Annotated in this window: 14 protein-coding genes; 2 read left to right on the forward strand and 12 right to left on the reverse strand. The window is 51.2% G+C overall.

Going from position 1 to position 17,578, the window contains the following annotated elements:
• Positions 1 to 184 precede the first annotated feature (184 nt).
• Complete coding sequence (gene ppsA, locus ACFQ1T_RS10815) at positions 185 to 2,557, forward strand: phosphoenolpyruvate synthase (protein WP_194746818.1); 2,373 nt, start codon at positions 185 to 187, stop codon at positions 2,555 to 2,557.
• 44 nt (positions 2,558 to 2,601) lie between these two features.
• Positions 2,602 to 3,405: a pyruvate, water dikinase regulatory protein gene (locus ACFQ1T_RS10820; protein WP_275355085.1), complete on the forward strand. Its 804-nt coding sequence runs from the start codon at positions 2,602 to 2,604 to the stop codon at positions 3,403 to 3,405.
• Between the two features lie 64 nt (positions 3,406 to 3,469).
• Here ACFQ1T_RS10820 and ACFQ1T_RS10825 read toward each other — a convergent pair whose 3' ends face one another.
• From ACFQ1T_RS10825 to ACFQ1T_RS10880, 12 genes are all read right to left on the reverse strand, one after another.
• Positions 3,470 to 4,162, reverse strand: a complete 693-nt coding sequence (locus ACFQ1T_RS10825) for a hypothetical protein (RefSeq protein ID WP_379076479.1) — start codon at positions 4,160 to 4,162, stop codon at positions 3,470 to 3,472.
• Positions 4,163 to 4,339: 177 nt separating this feature from the next.
• Positions 4,340 to 5,539, reverse strand: coding sequence for a multidrug effflux MFS transporter (locus tag ACFQ1T_RS10830; protein WP_379076933.1), 1,200 nt, complete (start codon positions 5,537 to 5,539; stop codon positions 4,340 to 4,342).
• Between the two features lie 65 nt (positions 5,540 to 5,604).
• The gene (gene pqqE, locus ACFQ1T_RS10835) at positions 5,605 to 6,786 is read right to left on the reverse strand and encodes a pyrroloquinoline quinone biosynthesis protein PqqE (protein ID WP_194746821.1); all 1,182 of its coding nucleotides are present in this window, start codon (positions 6,784 to 6,786) and stop codon (positions 5,605 to 5,607) included.
• A 14-nt stretch (positions 6,787 to 6,800) separates the two neighbouring features.
• Positions 6,801 to 7,085: a pyrroloquinoline quinone biosynthesis peptide chaperone PqqD gene (gene pqqD / locus ACFQ1T_RS10840; RefSeq protein ID WP_194746822.1), complete on the reverse strand. Its 285-nt coding sequence runs from the start codon at positions 7,083 to 7,085 to the stop codon at positions 6,801 to 6,803.
• A gap of 14 nt (positions 7,086 to 7,099) precedes the next feature.
• Positions 7,100 to 7,861, reverse strand: a complete 762-nt coding sequence (gene pqqC, locus ACFQ1T_RS10845; protein ID WP_194746823.1) for a pyrroloquinoline-quinone synthase PqqC — start codon at positions 7,859 to 7,861, stop codon at positions 7,100 to 7,102.
• Positions 7,862 to 7,870: 9 nt separating this feature from the next.
• Positions 7,871 to 8,812 carry a pyrroloquinoline quinone biosynthesis protein PqqB gene (gene pqqB / locus ACFQ1T_RS10850; RefSeq protein WP_379076485.1) on the reverse strand — a complete coding sequence of 314 codons (942 nt, stop codon included), beginning with the start codon at positions 8,810 to 8,812 and terminating at the stop codon, positions 7,871 to 7,873.
• 251 nt (positions 8,813 to 9,063) lie between these two features.
• Entirely contained in the window at positions 9,064 to 10,146 is a 1,083-nt protein-coding gene (locus ACFQ1T_RS10855; RefSeq protein WP_313989058.1) for a 3-deoxy-7-phosphoheptulonate synthase, read from the reverse strand.
• A complete protein-coding gene (hisC, locus tag ACFQ1T_RS10860; protein WP_379076489.1) occupies positions 10,143 to 11,264 on the reverse strand; it encodes a histidinol-phosphate transaminase in 1,122 nt (373 codons plus the stop codon). Before hisC ends, ACFQ1T_RS10855 begins: the two co-directional genes overlap by 4 nt.
• A 14-nt stretch (positions 11,265 to 11,278) precedes the next feature.
• Positions 11,279 to 12,361: a prephenate dehydratase gene (gene pheA, locus ACFQ1T_RS10865; protein ID WP_379076492.1), complete on the reverse strand. Its 1,083-nt coding sequence runs from the start codon at positions 12,359 to 12,361 to the stop codon at positions 11,279 to 11,281.
• A gap of 23 nt (positions 12,362 to 12,384) precedes the next feature.
• Positions 12,385 to 13,464: a 3-phosphoserine/phosphohydroxythreonine transaminase gene (gene serC, locus ACFQ1T_RS10870; protein ID WP_379076495.1), complete on the reverse strand. Its 1,080-nt coding sequence runs from the start codon at positions 13,462 to 13,464 to the stop codon at positions 12,385 to 12,387.
• 24 nt (positions 13,465 to 13,488) lie between these two features.
• Positions 13,489 to 16,062 carry a DNA gyrase subunit A gene (gene gyrA / locus ACFQ1T_RS10875; RefSeq protein ID WP_194746829.1) on the reverse strand — a complete coding sequence of 858 codons (2,574 nt, stop codon included), beginning with the start codon at positions 16,060 to 16,062 and terminating at the stop codon, positions 13,489 to 13,491.
• A gap of 209 nt (positions 16,063 to 16,271) precedes the next feature.
• Positions 16,272 to 17,459, reverse strand: coding sequence for an O-succinylhomoserine sulfhydrylase (locus tag ACFQ1T_RS10880; protein ID WP_379076498.1), 1,188 nt, complete (start codon positions 17,457 to 17,459; stop codon positions 16,272 to 16,274).
• Between the last annotated feature and the right edge of the window lie 119 nt (positions 17,460 to 17,578).

Genomic DNA, 17,578 nt, shown 5'->3' on the forward strand with positions numbered 1-17,578 from the left:
GTGAAAAAAATTATTTCACGTCTTTGACGTTGACGTGACATTAAAACATGATTTTGGCATAATGCACGGAATAAAAGTCATTCTATAATCAGACGATGTCTGGCAAACGGCCTCTATTTATCGAATTCAATCCATTGCATTTCGCGATAGATTATCACCAGTTTTAAATCATTAAGGGTTTTATATGGTAAGTCATGTTATTCCATTTGAGAATCTACGAAACACCGATGTGCCATCCGTGGGCGGCAAGAACGCTTCACTGGGTGAAATGATTTCTCAGCTCTCTGCCAAAGGTGTACGCGTTCCGACTGGTTTTGCAACGACCGCAGATGCCTACCGTGAATTTTTAGCGCAAGGCGGACTGAACAACAAGATTAACGATTTGCTAGACAAGCTAAATGCTGATGACACGCAAGAACTGGCTCGCGTAGGCGCGCAAATTCGCCAATGGATCATGGAAGCCGAGTTCCCCCCTGTCCTGCAGGCGGCGATTGCTGACAATTATGCCAAATTGATTGAAAAATCAGCGCCAGGGACCACGTTTGCGGTGCGCTCTTCTGCAACCGCTGAAGATTTGCCTGATGCTTCTTTTGCCGGTCAGCAAGAATCCTTCCTCAACATTCATGGCCTGGACAACATCAACCACGCCATCAAGGAAGTGTTTGCTTCTTTATATAATGACCGTGCTATCTCCTACCGTGTACACAAAGGCTTTGTGCATGCCGATGTTGCCTTGTCTGCGGGTGTGCAGCAAATGGTTCGTTCAGACATTGGCTGTGCCGGTGTCATGTTTACCATTGATACTGAATCCGGCCACCGTGATGTCGCGTTCATTACCTCGTCTTACGGCTTGGGTGAAACGGTGGTGCAAGGCGCGGTCAACCCGGATGAGTTTTATGTACATAAGCCATTGCTGGCGCAAGGCAAACCAGCCATTGTGCGTCGCACCATGGGCTCAAAACTGATCAAGATGATATTCTCGGATGCGACACAAGCCGGAAAATCCACCCACACCGTGGAAGTTGATCCTGCTGAAAGCAACCGTTACTCCCTGACTGATGCGGACATTCTGGAATTGGCCGGCTATGCCATGACGATTGAACAGCATTATGGCTGTCCAATGGATATTGAATGGGGTAAGAATGGCCTGGATAACAAACTGTACATCCTGCAAGCCCGTCCTGAAACAGTGAAATCCCAGGAAGCGGCCAACAATGTCACAGAAACCTTCAAGCTGCAAAAACACGCCTCCGTGCCAGTGGTCGCCGGCCGTGCCGTGACGCAAAAAGTAGGCGTGGGCCCAGTGCGTATCGTGCTGGATCCCTCTGAAATGCATGAAGTACAGCCAGGGGATGTTCTGGTTGCCGACATGACTGACCCGAACTGGGAGCCCGTCATGAAGCGCGCCAGCGCTTTGGTGACTAACCGTGGCGGCCGCACTTGCCACGCAGCGATTATTGCACGTGAACTGGGCATTCCTGCGATCGTAGGCTCGGTCAACGCGACTGACCTGTTGCGCGATGGCGAGATTGTGACGGTGTCTTGTGCAGAAGGTGAAACCGGCTTTGTCTATCACGGTGCGCTGGACTATGAAGTGTCTACGCAATCCAATAGCGAGCTGTCCAAACCACCCTGCAAGATCATGATGAACGTTGGCAACCCGGATATGGCGTTTACCTTTGCGCAAACCCCAAATGACGGTGTAGGTCTGGCCCGCCTGGAATTTGTGATTAACAACATGGTTGGCATTCACCCGAAAGCTATCCTGAACGTTGACGCCATGCCGGCAGCCATACAGGCGACGATCAAGAACCGTGCCCGCGGCTATGCCAGCCCCAAACAGTTCTACATCGACAAAGTGGCCGAAGGCGTGGCGACTATTGCCGCCGCTTTCTATCCAAAACCAGTGATTGTGCGTACTTCAGACTTCAAGTCTAACGAATACAAAAAACTGGTCGGTGGCGACATTTATGAGCCCGATGAAGAAAACCCAATGATTGGTTTCCGTGGTGCAGCGCGCTACATGGCTGAAGACTTTAAAGAGTGTTTTGCCATGGAATGCCAGGCCATGAAAAAAGTACGTGATGAAATGGGCTTGTCCAATGTTGAGTTGATGATTCCGTTTGTTCGTACGCTGGAAGAAGCGCGTGCCGTGACCGAAATCATGGCAGCCAATGGCCTGAAGCGCGGCGAAAATGGTCTGCGCCTGATCATGATGTGTGAAATTCCGGCCAACGCCTTGCTGGCAGAGCAGTTCCTGGAGTATTTTGATGGCTTCTCCATCGGCTCCAATGACCTGACACAGCTAACATTGGGCATGGACCGTGACTCAGGCATCCTGGCCGATGGGTTTGACGAGCGTAATGATGCAGTGAAAGTGCTGTTGAAGATGGCCATCAATACCTGCAACCGTCTGGGCAAATACGTCGGGATTTGCGGTCAGGGTCCTTCTGACCACGAAGACTTTGCTGAGTGGTTGGTCGCCGAAGGCATCCAATCCGTGTCGCTGAATCCGGACACCGTGGTTGCGACCTGGCAACGTCTGACAAAAAAATAAGCAGTCAGTATTAAAACAGCATTTGACTTGAGGCACCTACCTGTATGAATCACCGTTCTGTATTTATTATTTCTGATGGTACGGGGATTACGGCGGGTGCCTTGAGCAAGCTGCTCGAGCATTTTCCAAACACACAATTCACCACGACCCGCCTGCCTTTCACCGATAACGATGAAAGAGTACAAGCCGCGTTTGAACATATCCAACGAGTGGCTGAGCAGGATGGGATTCGTCCTATCGTCATTATGTCCATCGGTAACGGTGAGCATCGTAATCATTTAAAGCAGGCCAACGCTTACTTTATTGATCTGTTCCATCGCTTTATCTACCCGCTGGGATCCGAGCTTAACCAAGAGCCACTGACAGGCGCCAGCATTGCCTATAGCGTCAAAGGGCAAAGTTATCTTGAGCGCATGGAGGCGATTAACTTCACGCTAAACCACGACGATGGCATGACTAACTCGGGGCTGGATGAAGCGGATGTGATTCTGATCGGGGTTTCTCGTTGCGGGAAAACACCGACGAGTATTTACCTGGCCATGCAGTTTGGTATCAAGGCGGCCAATTATCCATTGATTCCAGAAGACTTTGAACGTGGTGCCCTGCCCGCGGCTTTACAAAAAAACCTGGACAAAATCTTTGGTCTGACCATCAAACCTGAGCGCCTGCACTCGGTGCGTAACGAGCGCCGTCCAGACAGCTTTTATGCTTCCATGGATAACTGCCGTAAGGAAATCGAAATTGCCGAAGGCATGATGCGCAAGGCTGGCATCCCATGGGCAGACTCAACGAGCCGCTCGATTGAAGAGCTGGCGGCATTGATCCTGCAAAAAATTCGCCAGCGCTAAGCTGGCGTTTTTGTTACTTTTCCCCAATACCAGGGATGATGCAGCCAAATAGCGACTCAGGCAATTAAGCCGCCATGGCCATATCACGTGGTTGGCTCACAGCAGGCTTGGCTGGTGCAGATTGCGGTTTCAGCATATCAGCACGCCAGAAATAATAAAACTCGCGCGAAACACTCAAGAAGGTATGCTGGGAACCCAGCGCATTGAACAGAGGCAGATTGCGATCGACCATTTGGCGATAGCTGTGTGATTGCTTGTACGACACATGACGCAACGAAAGTAGCAGACATTTGGCCATGCGCATGCGCTCTTTGAATACCGATGGCTCGTAACCACGCATCAGTATCACCTGCTCAAATGCATCTATTGTTTGTTTTTCCTGGCTATTCAATACGGTTTTATCCAGCTCATACCAATGCTTGAACAGCTCGTCTTGCGTGACCGTGGTCACCGGTGTGGTGCCACTAAAGACTTTCGCCTGGCTCATGGCGGCAATGGCCTTGATGTCGCGTACCCAAAATGAGAAAAACTCACGAACCACCGGCAAGACCGTTGGAATCTCTGCCGGATCAATACTGGCAATAAAGCGGTCTACGGCCTGACGATAATGGCTACCATCTGCAGGAATATCTTTCAAAAATGCACTTAACCGAACAATGACAAATTCACGCTGTACCAGAACACGCTGGCTGACGCCCTGACCGGTCAGCAGCCTGACATACGCTTTTTGCGCTTCTTGTTCGCGGTTCATTTCCATATTTGACTCCCACTATTTCTTTTTAGGATCACTCACTTAAGGCAAGTGTTTACAGCTTTATCTTAAAACAACTGTGGGTGTATCAAACATGCGATCAAATCGGGAAATGCCCTATATTTCAGCGTATCGCACCCTCCCTGATAAAGTAAGCAGAGAAAAGTGACGATGAAGCTTACATTAAGCGCTGACCTTTAATCTACGCACGAAAAACAGCAACAAGGCACTCACGACTGTCATTGCGAGCATGGCGGAGGCAAGCGTCAAGGGCGAGTGCCATACCAACGGCACCACCAATGCCGAACTCAGCGTCGAACAGAGCATTTGCATAAACGCCTGCGCCGAGGCAGCCGTCCCCCGTAATTTTGGATAACAATCCAGCGCGGCAATGGATAGCACCGGCATGGCCGTCGCCATGCCGATATTGAATAAGGCAATAGGCAAAATGGCTAACCACCAGGCCTCATGCAGCTGGTCACTTGCCGCCACTTGCACGCAGACATTCAATATTGCAATGGCGACCATCCAGGCAAATGCCCAGCGTAACAGCCTGGCCGCAGCGACCTTGCCCGCTGTATAGCGAGAAATCCATGAGCCCAGCATCATTCCGGTGACCGTAGGAATAAACAGGTAGCCAAATTGCTGGCTATTTAAATGCAGATGTTTAACCAGAAACACCGGGCTGGCCAGCACATAAATAAAAAACGCCGAAAAATTCAGACCGAGGCAGGTGATCAAACATAGAAACAGCCGGTTCTTAAGCATTTGCCCATAGGTGTGGGCGATGCCAGCGACGGAAAAAGCAATGCGTTTTTCAGGGGTGACGGTCTCGGGAAGATGACGCACCGCCATCCAGAGAGCAACCGCCGCATATAATGCCAGAAAGAGAAAAATGGCTTGCCAGTGGATGCCCAGCAATAGGCCACCCAGAATGGGGGCCACCGCAGGTGCAATGCCAAAGAGCAATTGTACCGTGGCCATCACCCTTTGCGCTTGCGGCCCGTCAAACAGGTCGCGCACCATCGCGCGTGCCACGGTGTTACCTGCCCCGCCACTGACGCCCTGTAGCGCACGGAACAGCCATAAGGTCTGCACGTTTGGTGCAAATGCACAACCCAGGCTGGCCAGCATAAAAATCGCCAGGCCCCATTTGATCGTGGTAATGCGTCCAATCGCATCTGAAATCGCGCCATGACATAGCGTCATCACAGCATAAGGGAGCAGATATAAGGTCAAACTCTGCTGGATCGCCAGCTCATCTGTGCCGAATTCAGCGGCCATCACATGAAAGGCTGGCAGATAAGTGTCAATTGCAAACGGGGCTAAAGCAGCGAGCATGGCCAGCACCAGGACCAAAAGAGAAGCACGGGAAAGCAAAATAAATACCCTTTTAAAAAGCAAAGGTGCCAACAGGCACCTTTGACATTATGCAGGCGAGCAAGGCATCAAGGCAATGCGTGAAACTGCTCAATACGCTCTTTGTCACCTTCTACATATTTCTTGGAATTTTTATCGTTACGGAAAATGATCGGTTGCTCACGTAACAAAGGGTTTTCCGAATCCTTGATTGCTTCATCAATTAAATGTCGATGCGGTGACTTGGTGCAGACCGGATCAGCAGCCTCAGCATCGCCACTGAGCAAATAAGACTGGCAGCGGCAGCCACCGAGGTCTTTTTCTTTTTCATCGCAACTGCGGCAAGGTTCCTTGAGCCAATCCATGCCACGATATTTATTGAAGGCTGGCGATTCATTCCAGGCCCACTCCAGCCCATGTTCCCGCACATTCGGGAAGGTCAGTCCGGGCAGCGCACGCGCCGAGTGGCAAGGCAATACGTCGCCATTGGCGGTGACGATCATAAACACCTCGCCCCAGCCGTTCATGCATTTTTTAGGTCTATCGGCAAAATAATCCGGCACGACAAAAAATACTTTCATCTTGTTGCCTACCCGCTCACGAAAAGCGTTGGTCATGCGCTCGGCCTCTGCCAGCTGTTCGCGCGTCGGCATCAGCTGACTGCGGTTAACCAGGCTCCAACCATAATATTGCGTATTGGCCAGCTCGACGTAATCGGCCCCCAGCGCTTCGGCCATCTCAAGAATCTTGTCGACATGCCCAATGTTGTAGCGGTGAATCACCACATTTAACACCATGGGATAGCCATGGTCTTTGATCATGGCCGCGACTTTTTTCTTGAGTTCGAAGGTTTTGGTATTGGTGATGAAGTTGTTGATTTCTTCAGTGATATCGTGCATGGATAACTGAATATGATCCAGGCCGCCTTCTTTAAAGGCCTGAATACGTTTTTCGGTCAGCCCAACGCCAGAAGTAATCAGGTTACTGTAGTAGCCCAGCTTGTGCGCTTCTGCCACAATTTCTTCAATATCATCGCGTAACAAAGGCTCCCCGCCGGAGATGCCCAGCTGTATGGCGCCCATTTTTCTGGCTTCACGCAAGGCTCTGATCCACTCCTCGGTGCTTAATTCGTTTTTGGTATGCTTGTCATAATCGGTCGGGTTATAACAGAAGGCGCAATGCAATGGACAGCGATAGGTGATTTCCGCCAGCAACCATAATGGCTGTTTGCGCGTCACGCTGGATGCTACACCGTTATTCATTTGTGCCATGTTGTTACCTTTGCTTAATTGATTTTGCGTAGCCAGGCTTTACCCAACGCCAGGTCAAACATGCCGACGATATCGGATTCAATGTCTTCCGCGTCGGGGAACGTGGCCTTCAGATCAGCCACGATCTCACCGACACTGGTCTTGCCATCCACACGCTTCAGAATTTCGCCTGCGCCGCCATGCAATTTGACCATGCCTTCAGGAAACAGAATGACATAACTCTGCTGTGCCTCTTCCCATTGAAAGCGATGATGCAAGGCAATGGCATAAATATCTGAATGTTGAATATTGTTTTCCATCACAATGCTTTCGCTTATCTGAATTTAATCACGGGCTGACGGGTATAGTCGCGGTCTTCAACCTTGACCTGCGTAGAGGCCAGCATGATGGCATCAGCAATCACCCACAAGACATCCAGCTTGAATTGCAGAATGTCCAGCGCACGCAACTGCATGTCACGGCTGACACTGAAATAATCCAGCGTAATATCCAGGCCCTGCTCAACGTCACGACGGGCTTCGGTCAAACGCTTTTTAAAGTAAATAAAGCCTTCTTCTTTTACCCACGGATACATGGTGGGCCAGGAACTGATGCGTTGCTGGTGGATGTGTGGTGCAAACAATTCGGTGAGGCTGGAGCAGACACTTTCTTGCCAAGGGCGCTGACGGGCAAAGTTCACATAGGCATCTACCGCAAAACGGACGCCAGGTGACACCAGCTCGAGTGAGGTCACCTGTTCACGTGTCAGGCCCACGGCCTCCCCCAGTTTGACCCAAGCCTCGATGCCGCCCTCAGACCCTTCATAGCCATCATGGTCCGTAATCCGGTGAATCCAGCCTTTACGCACTTCTTTATCCGGGCAGTTAGACATGATAGCCGCATCTTTTTGCGGGATCATGATCTGGTAGTAATAGCGATTGGCAACCCAGCATTGCAGTTGCTCTCTGCTCAACTTGCCCTCATACATCAACATATGTAGCGGGTGATAGATATGATAGCCCTGCCCTTTTTCACGGAGTTTGGCTTCAAACTCCTCACGGGACCATGGCAAGTTATCGTGGCTGACTGCGTTCATAATGCTCTCCTATAGAATGATGTCCATGCCGTCATACGCCACCTCGATCTTGTGATCGGACAGAATGGCGCGTTCGGCGGAATCTTCCCTTAAAATGGGGTTGGTATTGTTGATATGAATCAGTACCTTGCGCACTGCCTTATCCGTACCAAACTTGTCCAACTCTTCTATCATGCCGCCTGGGCCAGACTGGGGATTATGACCGATGCTACGTGCAGTCTTGGTCATCAAGCCCATGTCCAGCATTTCAGTATTGGTCCAAAAAGTGCCATCGACCATAATGCAATCCGCCTGGTGCATCAGTGGTGGTAAATGCGGCTCAATTTCTGCCAGCCCTGGGGAATACCAGCACTTTTTGCCCGTGGTGATTTCTTCAATCAATACGCCTATGGTATCGCCCGGATGCGGGTCATTGCGGTGTGGCGAATATGGTGGCGCTGCGCTCTTTAAGGCCACGGCAGTAAACCGCAGATTGGGCACGTTGGGAATCTCAAAACTGTGCGTATGGCTGATATCACTGGCATCAATCGGGATTTCATGATGATTCACGCCACAATAATGGCCCAGAATATTCAGAATCTGGTTGCCAGAGGTCAAGTCGCCATAGACGGCCTGTGTACAATAAATCTCACGCTTGACCTGGCCTTCACGCAACATGAACAAGCCTGTCGTGTGGTCAATTTGCGCATCAATCAAAATGATCGCCTGGATGCCTGAGTCACGAATGGCGCGCCCAGGTTGCAACGGTGGAAACTCCTGGATCTGCTGCAATACATCTGGGGAGGCATTGAACAACACCCAGTCGATGCCATTACTGGAGACACAGATGGATGATTGCGTACGGCGTTTGGCCTTGATCGTGCCTTTACGCAGACCATCACAGTTCTGACAATTACAATTCCACTGCGGAAAGCCCCCGCCTGCCCCGGCACCTAAAACATGTATATGCATAATCGCTCGTTATTCCATTGGATCTTTTAATCGTGTTGTACCGCTGCATCATACAACAATTCTGTGTTTGCACTTGCAGCAACAGCTTGCCACTTGTTCATCAGTAAGACTGGCATCATACGCATGCGTTGCAGTCAGAGCCTGCTACTCACAATGATTCCCCCCTCATGATTATCATGAGCACTCAGGTTTTGCTCGCAAATGGGCGTAAAAAAGCCGTGCCCTCGAGCACGGCGGATGTTCAGAGAGGCTTATTCCTCAGCAGCGCGCTTAGCGCGCCGGACTTTCACGGCTGCGGCCAGTGTCTCCAGCACAGAGACCGAGTCGTCCCAACCCAGACAGGCATCCGTGATCGATTGACCATAATTCAGGCTGCAGCCAGGCGTATGATCCTGACGGCCTTCATTGAGATGCGACTCCAGCATAACGCCTATGATCCGGGCATCGCCGCCAGCAATTTGCTTCGCGACATCATCGACCACGACCATCTGGTTTTTATACAGTTTTTGGCTATTGCCATGACTGCAATCCACCATCAAAACAGGTGCCAGCCCCGCTTCAGCCAATTGATCACACACGGCCGCAATGCTGTTTGCATCGTAGTTAGGGGTTTTGCCACCGCGCAGAATCACGTGGCAGTCTTCATTGCCCTTGGTTGCAAAAATCGCCGACTCGCCTTCTTTTGTGACTGACAGGAAATGATGCGGGCTGGCAGCGGCCTTGATCGCATCAATCGCGACTTTGGCGCCCCCATCGGTACCATTTTTAAAGCCCACCGGGCAGGACAAGCCAGAGGCTAGCTCACGGTGGATTTGCGACTCGGTCGTACGGGCGCCAATGGCGCCCCAGCTGACCAGGTCTGCCGTGTATTGCGGGGAAACCACATCCAGAAACTCGGTGGCGGCTGGCATGCCGATTTCATTTACATCGAGCAAAAATCGGCGAGCTTTTTCCAAGCCCAAATTAATGTCGTAAGTACCATCGAGATGCGGATCGTTGATAAGTCCCTTCCAGCCAACTGTTGTACGCGGCTTTTCAAAATAGACCCGCATCACAATGAGCAACTCGTTGCCCAGGCGCTGACGAACGTCAAGCAGACGCCTGGCGTACTCCATGCCCGCCTCGGTATCATGAATAGAGCATGGCCCAACGATGACCAGCAAGCGGTCATCGCCCTGATGCAGAATCTGGTGAATGGCCGTGCGCGTCTGCAAGATATTTTGTGTGCTCACCGTGCTTTCCTGCAGGCGTGACAACAGCTCTGCAGGTTTGATGAGCGGTTTAACTTCCAGCACCCTGACGTCGTCGGTGGCTAATTTTTCGTATGCAGTCATGACTTTAAAATCTTTTCCAGCACGTCCAGAAAACGTGCATTCTCGCTAAACAGGCCGATGCTGACGCGCAGATAATCCGGCATTTCATAGTTGGCCACCGGCCGCACAATCACGCCATGCTTGAGCAAGGCCTGATTAACCGCACCCGCGTTGGTCACTTTAAAGCTGACAAAGTTGCCGAATGACGGGATGTAACTCAAGCCTAATTGCGTCAGGCCTTGGGTAATTTGCGCCATCCCGGCCTGATTGGCGGCATAGCTGCGCGCCACAAAGTCGTCATCTTGCAAAGACACTGTCGCTGCAATTTGTGCCAGATTATTCACATTGAATGGCTGCCGTACCCGATTCATCAAATCAGCCAGGCTGGCATGCATCAGACCAAAGCCAACGCGTAATCCGGCCAAGCCATAGGCTTTGGAAAAAGTACGCGAAATGATCAGGTTTTCAAACTCGCTTAGCCAGCCAATCGCTTCAGATTTGTCCGTGGCTGACAGATACTCGTCATAGGCTTCATCCAATACCACCAGAATATTTTTAGGCACCTGGCGTAGAAAATCATTTAATATTGCTTTAGGAATCAATGTACCCGTTGGATTATTTGGGTTTGCCACGAAAATCAGTTTGGTTTTAGGCGTCATCGCACCTAAAAAACCAGGCAAATCATGACCAAAGTCGATGGCGGGCACCACCACACCAGTGGCACCAACGGCCTGTGTCACCAGGGGATACACGGCAAACGCATGTTGTGAATAAATCACCTCATCGCCTGCAGACAAAAATGCGCGCGCCGCTAATTCCAGAATATCATTCGAACCATTGCCAAATACAATTTGCGAGGGGGCGACGCCATACTTGTGGCTTACGGCATCGCGCAAAGCAAAGCTATTACCATCAGGATAACGCGCGATGTCATCTATGGCCTCTTCTACCGCCATTTGCGCCTTCGGGCTCATACCCAGCGGGTTTTCATTCGATGCCAATTTGACAATATCGGCTTCGTTAAGGCCCATCTCGCGAGCGAGTTCACTGATCGGTTTACCGCCTTGGTAAGGCGCAATCGCACGAATATTGGCAGGCGCCAAAGCAGACAAAATAGTATCGCTGGATAAGTCAGACATAATCGAAGACGTAGTTAAATAATGGCTGTTGGGTAAGAACCCAACACTTTAAGGAAAGTGGCACGTGTAGCCAGCTCTTGCAAGGCCGCCTGCACTGCCGGCTGTTGCTGGTGACCTTCAATATCCACAAAGAATACATAGTTCCAGAGATTCTGGCGTGAAGGACGTGACTCGAGCTTAGTCATGCTCACGCCATGACGCGATAAAGGCTCCAGCAATTGCAGGACAGCACCTGGCTGGTTATGTGCGCTCATCACCAGCGAGGTCTTATCCTGGCCGGATGGCGCGACAGCATGATTGCCCAACACCAGAAAACGCGTGGTGTTTTTGGGATCATCCTCAATATTCTCGGCCAGGATATTCAAGTCAAACAGTTCTGCCGCGCGCTTGCTGGCAATTGCCGCTGCAAACGTGCCTTGTGTGGCAACCAATTCATGGATCATTTGCGCAGCGCGTGCATTACTGGTCACCGCTTCACGCTGGGCATTGGGCAGTACCTTGTTCAACCATTCATGACATTGCGACAGCGACTGCGCGTGCGAAAAGACATGCGTGATCTGGTTGAGATCCTGCTGCGCCGACAGCAAACAGTGGTGCACAGGTAAAGTGATTTCACCAACTACCTGCAACGCACTGCCTAATAGTAAATCCAGCGTAATGCCCACCGCGCCTTCGGTTGAGTTTTCGACCGGCACAACACCATAATCTGCCTGCCCGGCTTCGACTGTGCGAAAGACCTCATCAATACTGCCGCACACCACGGCCTGCCTACCCTCGCCAAATTGCTTGAGTGCAGCCTCTTCACTATAAGTCCCCAGCGGGCCAAGAAAAGCAATGGCCAGCTCTTTCTCCAGTGCGCGACAATTCGACATGACGGCGCGGAAAATATGGCTCACAGCTTCAGGCGCTAACGGGCCCTGATTTTCGGCCTGCAGGCGGCGGATAATCTGTGCTTCGCGCTCGGGTCGGTAGATCACACCATCATCTTTTAAATGACCGATTTCGCGTGCCAACTTGGCACGCTCGTTGACGAGCGCAAGCACCTGCGCATCAATTGCGTCAATTTTATCTCTAAATTGTTTCAATAAATCAGACATTTAAAGCTTAATTTTAATGTGTTTTATGAATTATTTTTTTCAAATTCCTGCATGAAGGCGACCAGTGCCTGCACGCCTTCAATCGGCATCGCGTTGTAGATGCTGGCACGCATGCCGCCGACTGAGCGATGTCCTTTGAGTTGCAATAAGCCTCGCGCATCCGCTGCTTTGAGGAAGGCTTCGTTCAAGCCCTCGTCACGCAAACGGAAGGGAATATTCATGCGCGAACGATAGGCGTGCGCAATTGGATTACTGTAAAACTCGGTTTGATCCAGATACTCATACAGCAGGTTGGCTTTGGCAATGTTGACTTTCTCAATCGCTTCCACGCCGCCCTGAGCCAGTAACCACTCAAACACCAGACCAGCAATATAAATGCTGTAGGTCGGTGGCGTATTGATCATACTTTGGTTATCTGCCTGCGTTTTCCAATGAAACACTGCCGGCGTGAGCGGGGAGGCTTGTTCCAGCAAGTCTTCACGGACAATGACCAAGCACAATCCGGCAGGGCCTATATTCTTCTGTGCGCCGCCATAAATCACACCGTATTTTGAAACGTCAATCGGGCGTGACAGGATATGCGAAGACATGTCGGCAACAATCGGCACACCATGCGTCTCAGGCACTTCAAGAAACTCCACCCCATTGATGGTTTCATTGGTGCAGTAATGAACGTAGGCCGCCTCTTTATTGAGCTTCCAGTCGGAAAATGCGGGCACATGAGTGAAGCCATCTGCTTCTGCCGTTGCGGCAATGTTGATCTGGCCATAAGCTTTTGCGTCTTGAACACTACGCTTGCTCCAGGAACCCGTCACCACATAATCTGCAGACTTGCCGTTTAACAGGTTCATGGGAATGATGGCATTCTCTGCAATCGCCCCGCCCTGTAAAAACAATACTTTGTAATTGCCGGGAATCGCTAATAACTGGCGTAAGTCGGCTTCGGCTTTCTCAAGAATACTGGTAAATTCCTTGCCGCGATGAGACATTTCCATCACGCTCATGCCTGAACCATGCCAATCCAGCATTTCAGCCTGGGCACGTTCCAGCACAGGTTTTGGTAACACTGCCGGCCCGGCAGAAAAATTAAAAATCTGTTTCATGTGCCTAAATATTCTTGAGTAAGGTCATTCTTCGATGTCGGTGTCAGTGTCGTCGTCAGTTTCGACAATTTTTTCCAAGCCAGACAGTTTTTCACCTTCGCCCAGATTAATCAGCGTCACGCCTTGTGCGGCACGGCCCATGTCACGGATTTCCTTGACGCGGGTGCGGATCAGCACGCCACCGGTCGTGATCAACATGATTTCATCCTCAGCCGTCACCAGCTTGGCAGCAATGGCCAGACCGTTACGCTCGCTGATGGCAATAGCTTTCACACCCTGGGTACCGCGACCGGAATGACGGAACTCGGACAACACTGTACGTTTACCGTAACCATTTTCAGTGGCAACCAACACAGACTGCTGATCGTTCTCGGCAATCAGCAAGGACAGAACCTGTTGTTTCGCAGCCAGCTTCATGCCGCGTACACCGCGCGTCGCGCGTCCCATCGGACGCACATCATCTTCGGTAAACCAGACCGCTTTACCACCATTGGAGACCAACACAATATCGTTCTGGCCGTTGGTTACTTCAGCACCAATCAGGTAGTCACCATCATCCAGGTTAATGGCAATAATGCCGGACTTACGTGGATTTGCAAACTCGGTCAGCGCTGTTTTCTTCACGGTCCCCATTGCGGTCGCCATAAAGACGAAGTGATTTTCGTCAAACTCTTTCACCGGCAGGATCGCATTGATCTTCTCGCCTTCCTCCAGCGGGAACAGGTTCACAATCGGCTTGCCACGGCTGACACGGCTACCTTGCGGTACTTCATACACTTTTAACCAGTACACACGACCACGGCTACTGAAGCACAGGATGTAGTCGTGCGTGTTGGCGACAAACATCTTGTCGATAAAGTCATCTTCTTTGGTGGCGGCCGCCTGCTTGCCACGACCACCGCGTTTTTGGGCACGGTATTCGTCTAGCGGCTGCGATTTGACATAGCCTGTATGTGATAAGGTCACCACGACATCCTGCGGTGTAATCAGATCTTCCAGCGATAAATCTTGCGTATTCTGCTCGATCTCTGAACGGCGCTTGTCACCAAACTGCTTCTGGATTTCATTCAACTCGTCCACAATAATGGCGGTGACACGTTCAGGTTTGGCCAAAATATCCAGCAAGTCAGCAATGATATCCATCACTTCTTTGTATTCGCTGACAATCTTGTCCTGTTCCAGACCAGTCAACCGTTGCAAACGCATTTGCAGAATTTCTTGCGCCTGTACATCTGACAGTTTGTAACCTTGCGGTGTCAGGCCAAAATCGACCGACAGTCCTTCTGGACGCGAGGCCTCCATGGCGGCGCGCTTGAGCATTTCCTCGACCACGGGTGAATGCCAGCTGCGGGCCATCAACTCTTTTTTCGCTTCAGGTGGGGTTGGCGCGGCCTTGATGATGGCAATCATCTCGTCCACGTTGGCCAACGCCACTGCCAAGCCTTCCAGCACATGCCCACGGTCACGCGCTTTACGTAACTCAAACACAGTCCGGCGTGTCACCACTTCACGGCGATGACGCAGGAACGCTTCCAACATCTGTTTGAGATTAAGCAACCGTGGCTGGCCATCCATCAGGGCCACCATGTTCATGCCGAACGTGTCTTGCAGTTGTGTCTGCTTGTAGAGGTTATTTAAAATCACCTCTGGCACTTCGCCACGCTTGAGCTCAATCACCACGCGCATGCCGGACTTGTCGGACTCGTCGCGCAGGTCAGAAATACCTTCTATTTTCTTCTCGTTGACCAGCTCGGCAATTTTTTCAATCAGGGTCTTTTTATTTACCTGATATGGCAACTCATCAATGATGATGGACTGACGACCGCCTTTGTCCAGGTCTTCAAAATGGGTGCGACCACGCATTACCACACGGCCACGGCCAGTGCGGTAGCCCTCTTTCACGCCTGCCGTGCCATAAATAATCCCGGCTGTCGGGAAATCAGGGGCTGGGATCAATTCAATCAACTCATCCACACTGATTTCTGGCTGCTTGAGCAGGGCAAAACACGCATTCAATACTTCGTTGAGGTTGTGAGGCGGGATATTGGTTGCCATGCCCACGGCAATGCCTGAGCTACCGTTAATCAGCAGATTAGGAATACGGGTCGGCATAATGAGCGGCTCTTGCTCACTGCCGTCGTAGTTAGGGCCAAAATCTACGGTTTCTTTCTCGATATCCGCCAATAGCTCATGTGCGATCTTGGACATACGGATTTCGGTATACCGCATCGCGGCAGCATTGTCGCCATCGACCGAACCGAAGTTACCCTGGCCGTCTACCAGCATGTAGCGCAATGAAAAGTCCTGCGCCATACGGACGATGGTGTCGTACACAGCCGTATCACCATGCGGGTGATACTTACCGATCACATCGCCGACGATACGCGCAGATTTTTTGTAGGGCTTGTTGTAATCGTTAGACAGCTCGTGCATCGCGTACAATACACGTCTGTGCACAGGCTTGAGACCATCACGAACATCCGGGAGCGCCCGTCCTACAATCACGCTCATGGCGTAATCGAGATAGCTGCGGCGCATCTCGTCTTCTAAACTGATAGGCAGGGTTTCTTTAGCAAATTGATCTGGAGACTGACTCATTCTTGACCCAATTTATAGTTAAAAGTTATCACGCGATTTTAGCATAAATAGCGCACTTCCGCTTGCTAAATCACCACCGATAGACCCCGGGCCTTACGTGCCTCAACGTGAGCAGGGATAACCTATGTAAAATGCAAAGGGAGCCTAAATGCTCCCTTTGCAGACCATGCTACTCGCAGTCAAATCGACTCACGGACCATGCACACAAATTAATACGTTGTCAGCAATTGCAAATCGGCTTTCAAGTCCTCAACATGCTCAAGCCCAACAGCGATTCTAACCAGGTTATCCTTGAGACCCGCCTCAGCACGCGCCTCAGCACTCACCCGGCTATGCGTGGTCGTGGCTGGATGGGTGATGGTGGATTTGGCATCCCCCAGGTTCGCAGTAATCGAAATCAAGCGTGTGGCATCAATCAATGCCCAGGCGGCTTCCTGACCGGTTTGACCGGCGCGTGGTTTCACTTCAAAGCTGACGATGCCGCCGCCCAGTCGCTGTTGCTGCTGCGCCAGAGCATATTGCGGGTGCGAGCTTAACCCAGGATAAAATACACGTTCAACGCCAGGCTGTTGCTCCAGCCATTGCGCCAAAGCCGATGCACGCGCCGCATGCGCCCCCATGCGCACTTGCAATGTTTCCAGCCCCTTCACAAACACCCAGGCATTGAATGCACTCATGGTCACCCCGGCTGTACGCAAGAAGCCATACACAGGCTCCATCAAGGCCTTACTACCCAACACCGCCCCGCCCAGCACCCTACCCTGTCCATCGATATATTTGGTGGCGGAATGAATCACAATATCCGCACCCAATTTAAGCGGTTGCTGCAAGGCTGGTGTACAAAAACAATTGTCTACCGCCAGATAAGCACCTGCGGCATGGGCAATCGCTGCCAGTTTGGCAATATCCCCAATCTCGGTTAGCGGGTTAGATGGCGTTTCAGCAAAAAACAGTTTGGTATTCGGCTTGATGGCCGCTTGCCAGGCATCAAGATCCGTTAAGGAAACCAGCGTCACCTCCAAGCCCCAGCGCTTGAGGATGTTGGTGAACAACTGCACGCTAGTGCCAAAAATACTGCGTGAAGCCACCACATGATCGCCTGCACTGCACATCCCCATGATGCAAGCCAGAATGGCAGACATGCCACTGGCAGTCGCCACGCATTGTTCGGCGCCTTCCAGCGCGGCCAGTTTATCCTGGAACATGGTGACGGTCGGGTTGGTAAAGCGTGAATAAATATTACCTGGCTCGGTGCCGCCAAAACGTGCTGCCGCTTGCGCTGCATTTTTAAAGCGAAAACTTGAGTTTAAAAACAGCGCCTCTGAGTTTTCGCCAAACTCGGTGGTTAAGGTGCCAGCGCGCACCGCCAGCGTTTCCAAATGGTATTGATCGTTCATACTTCCTCAAACTTCTGTCCGCAAACGGACGGCAATAAAAAACCCGTTTCAGCATTGCGCTAAAACGGGTCTTTGGGCTCTCGCTTTAGCAGTATTTATAATGCGCCCGCAAGCTGAGT

Origin of the sequence: Methylophilus glucosoxydans (genome assembly GCF_042676145.1) — a bacterium.
GTDB classification, from domain to species: Bacteria; Pseudomonadota; Gammaproteobacteria; order Burkholderiales; family Methylophilaceae; genus Methylophilus; species Methylophilus glucosoxydans.

Excerpts from the sequence above, each read along its gene's own strand:
- ppsA (WP_194746818.1), top strand. The coding sequence starts at position 185 with ATGGTAAGTCATGTTATTCCATTTGAGAATCTACGAAACACCGATGTG.
- ACFQ1T_RS10820 (WP_275355085.1), top strand. The coding sequence starts at position 2,602 with ATGAATCACCGTTCTGTATTTATTATTTCTGATGGTACGGGGATTACG.
- ACFQ1T_RS10825 (WP_379076479.1), bottom strand. The coding sequence starts at position 4,162 with ATGGAAATGAACCGCGAACAAGAAGCGCAAAAAGCGTATGTCAGGCTG.
- pqqE (WP_194746821.1), bottom strand. The coding sequence starts at position 6,786 with ATGGCACAAATGAATAACGGTGTAGCATCCAGCGTGACGCGCAAACAG.
- pqqD (WP_194746822.1), bottom strand. The coding sequence starts at position 7,085 with ATGGAAAACAATATTCAACATTCAGATATTTATGCCATTGCCTTGCAT.
- pqqC (WP_194746823.1), bottom strand. The coding sequence starts at position 7,861 with ATGAACGCAGTCAGCCACGATAACTTGCCATGGTCCCGTGAGGAGTTT.
- pqqB (WP_379076485.1), bottom strand. The coding sequence starts at position 8,812 with ATGCATATACATGTTTTAGGTGCCGGGGCAGGCGGGGGCTTTCCGCAG.
- ACFQ1T_RS10855 (WP_313989058.1), bottom strand. The coding sequence starts at position 10,146 with ATGACTGCATACGAAAAATTAGCCACCGACGACGTCAGGGTGCTGGAA.
- hisC (WP_379076489.1), bottom strand. The coding sequence starts at position 11,264 with ATGTCTGACTTATCCAGCGATACTATTTTGTCTGCTTTGGCGCCTGCC.
- pheA (WP_379076492.1), bottom strand. The coding sequence starts at position 12,361 with ATGTCTGATTTATTGAAACAATTTAGAGATAAAATTGACGCAATTGAT.
- serC (WP_379076495.1), bottom strand. The coding sequence starts at position 13,464 with ATGAAACAGATTTTTAATTTTTCTGCCGGGCCGGCAGTGTTACCAAAA.
- gyrA (WP_194746829.1), bottom strand. The coding sequence starts at position 16,062 with ATGAGTCAGTCTCCAGATCAATTTGCTAAAGAAACCCTGCCTATCAGT.
- ACFQ1T_RS10880 (WP_379076498.1), bottom strand. The coding sequence starts at position 17,459 with ATGAACGATCAATACCATTTGGAAACGCTGGCGGTGCGCGCTGGCACC.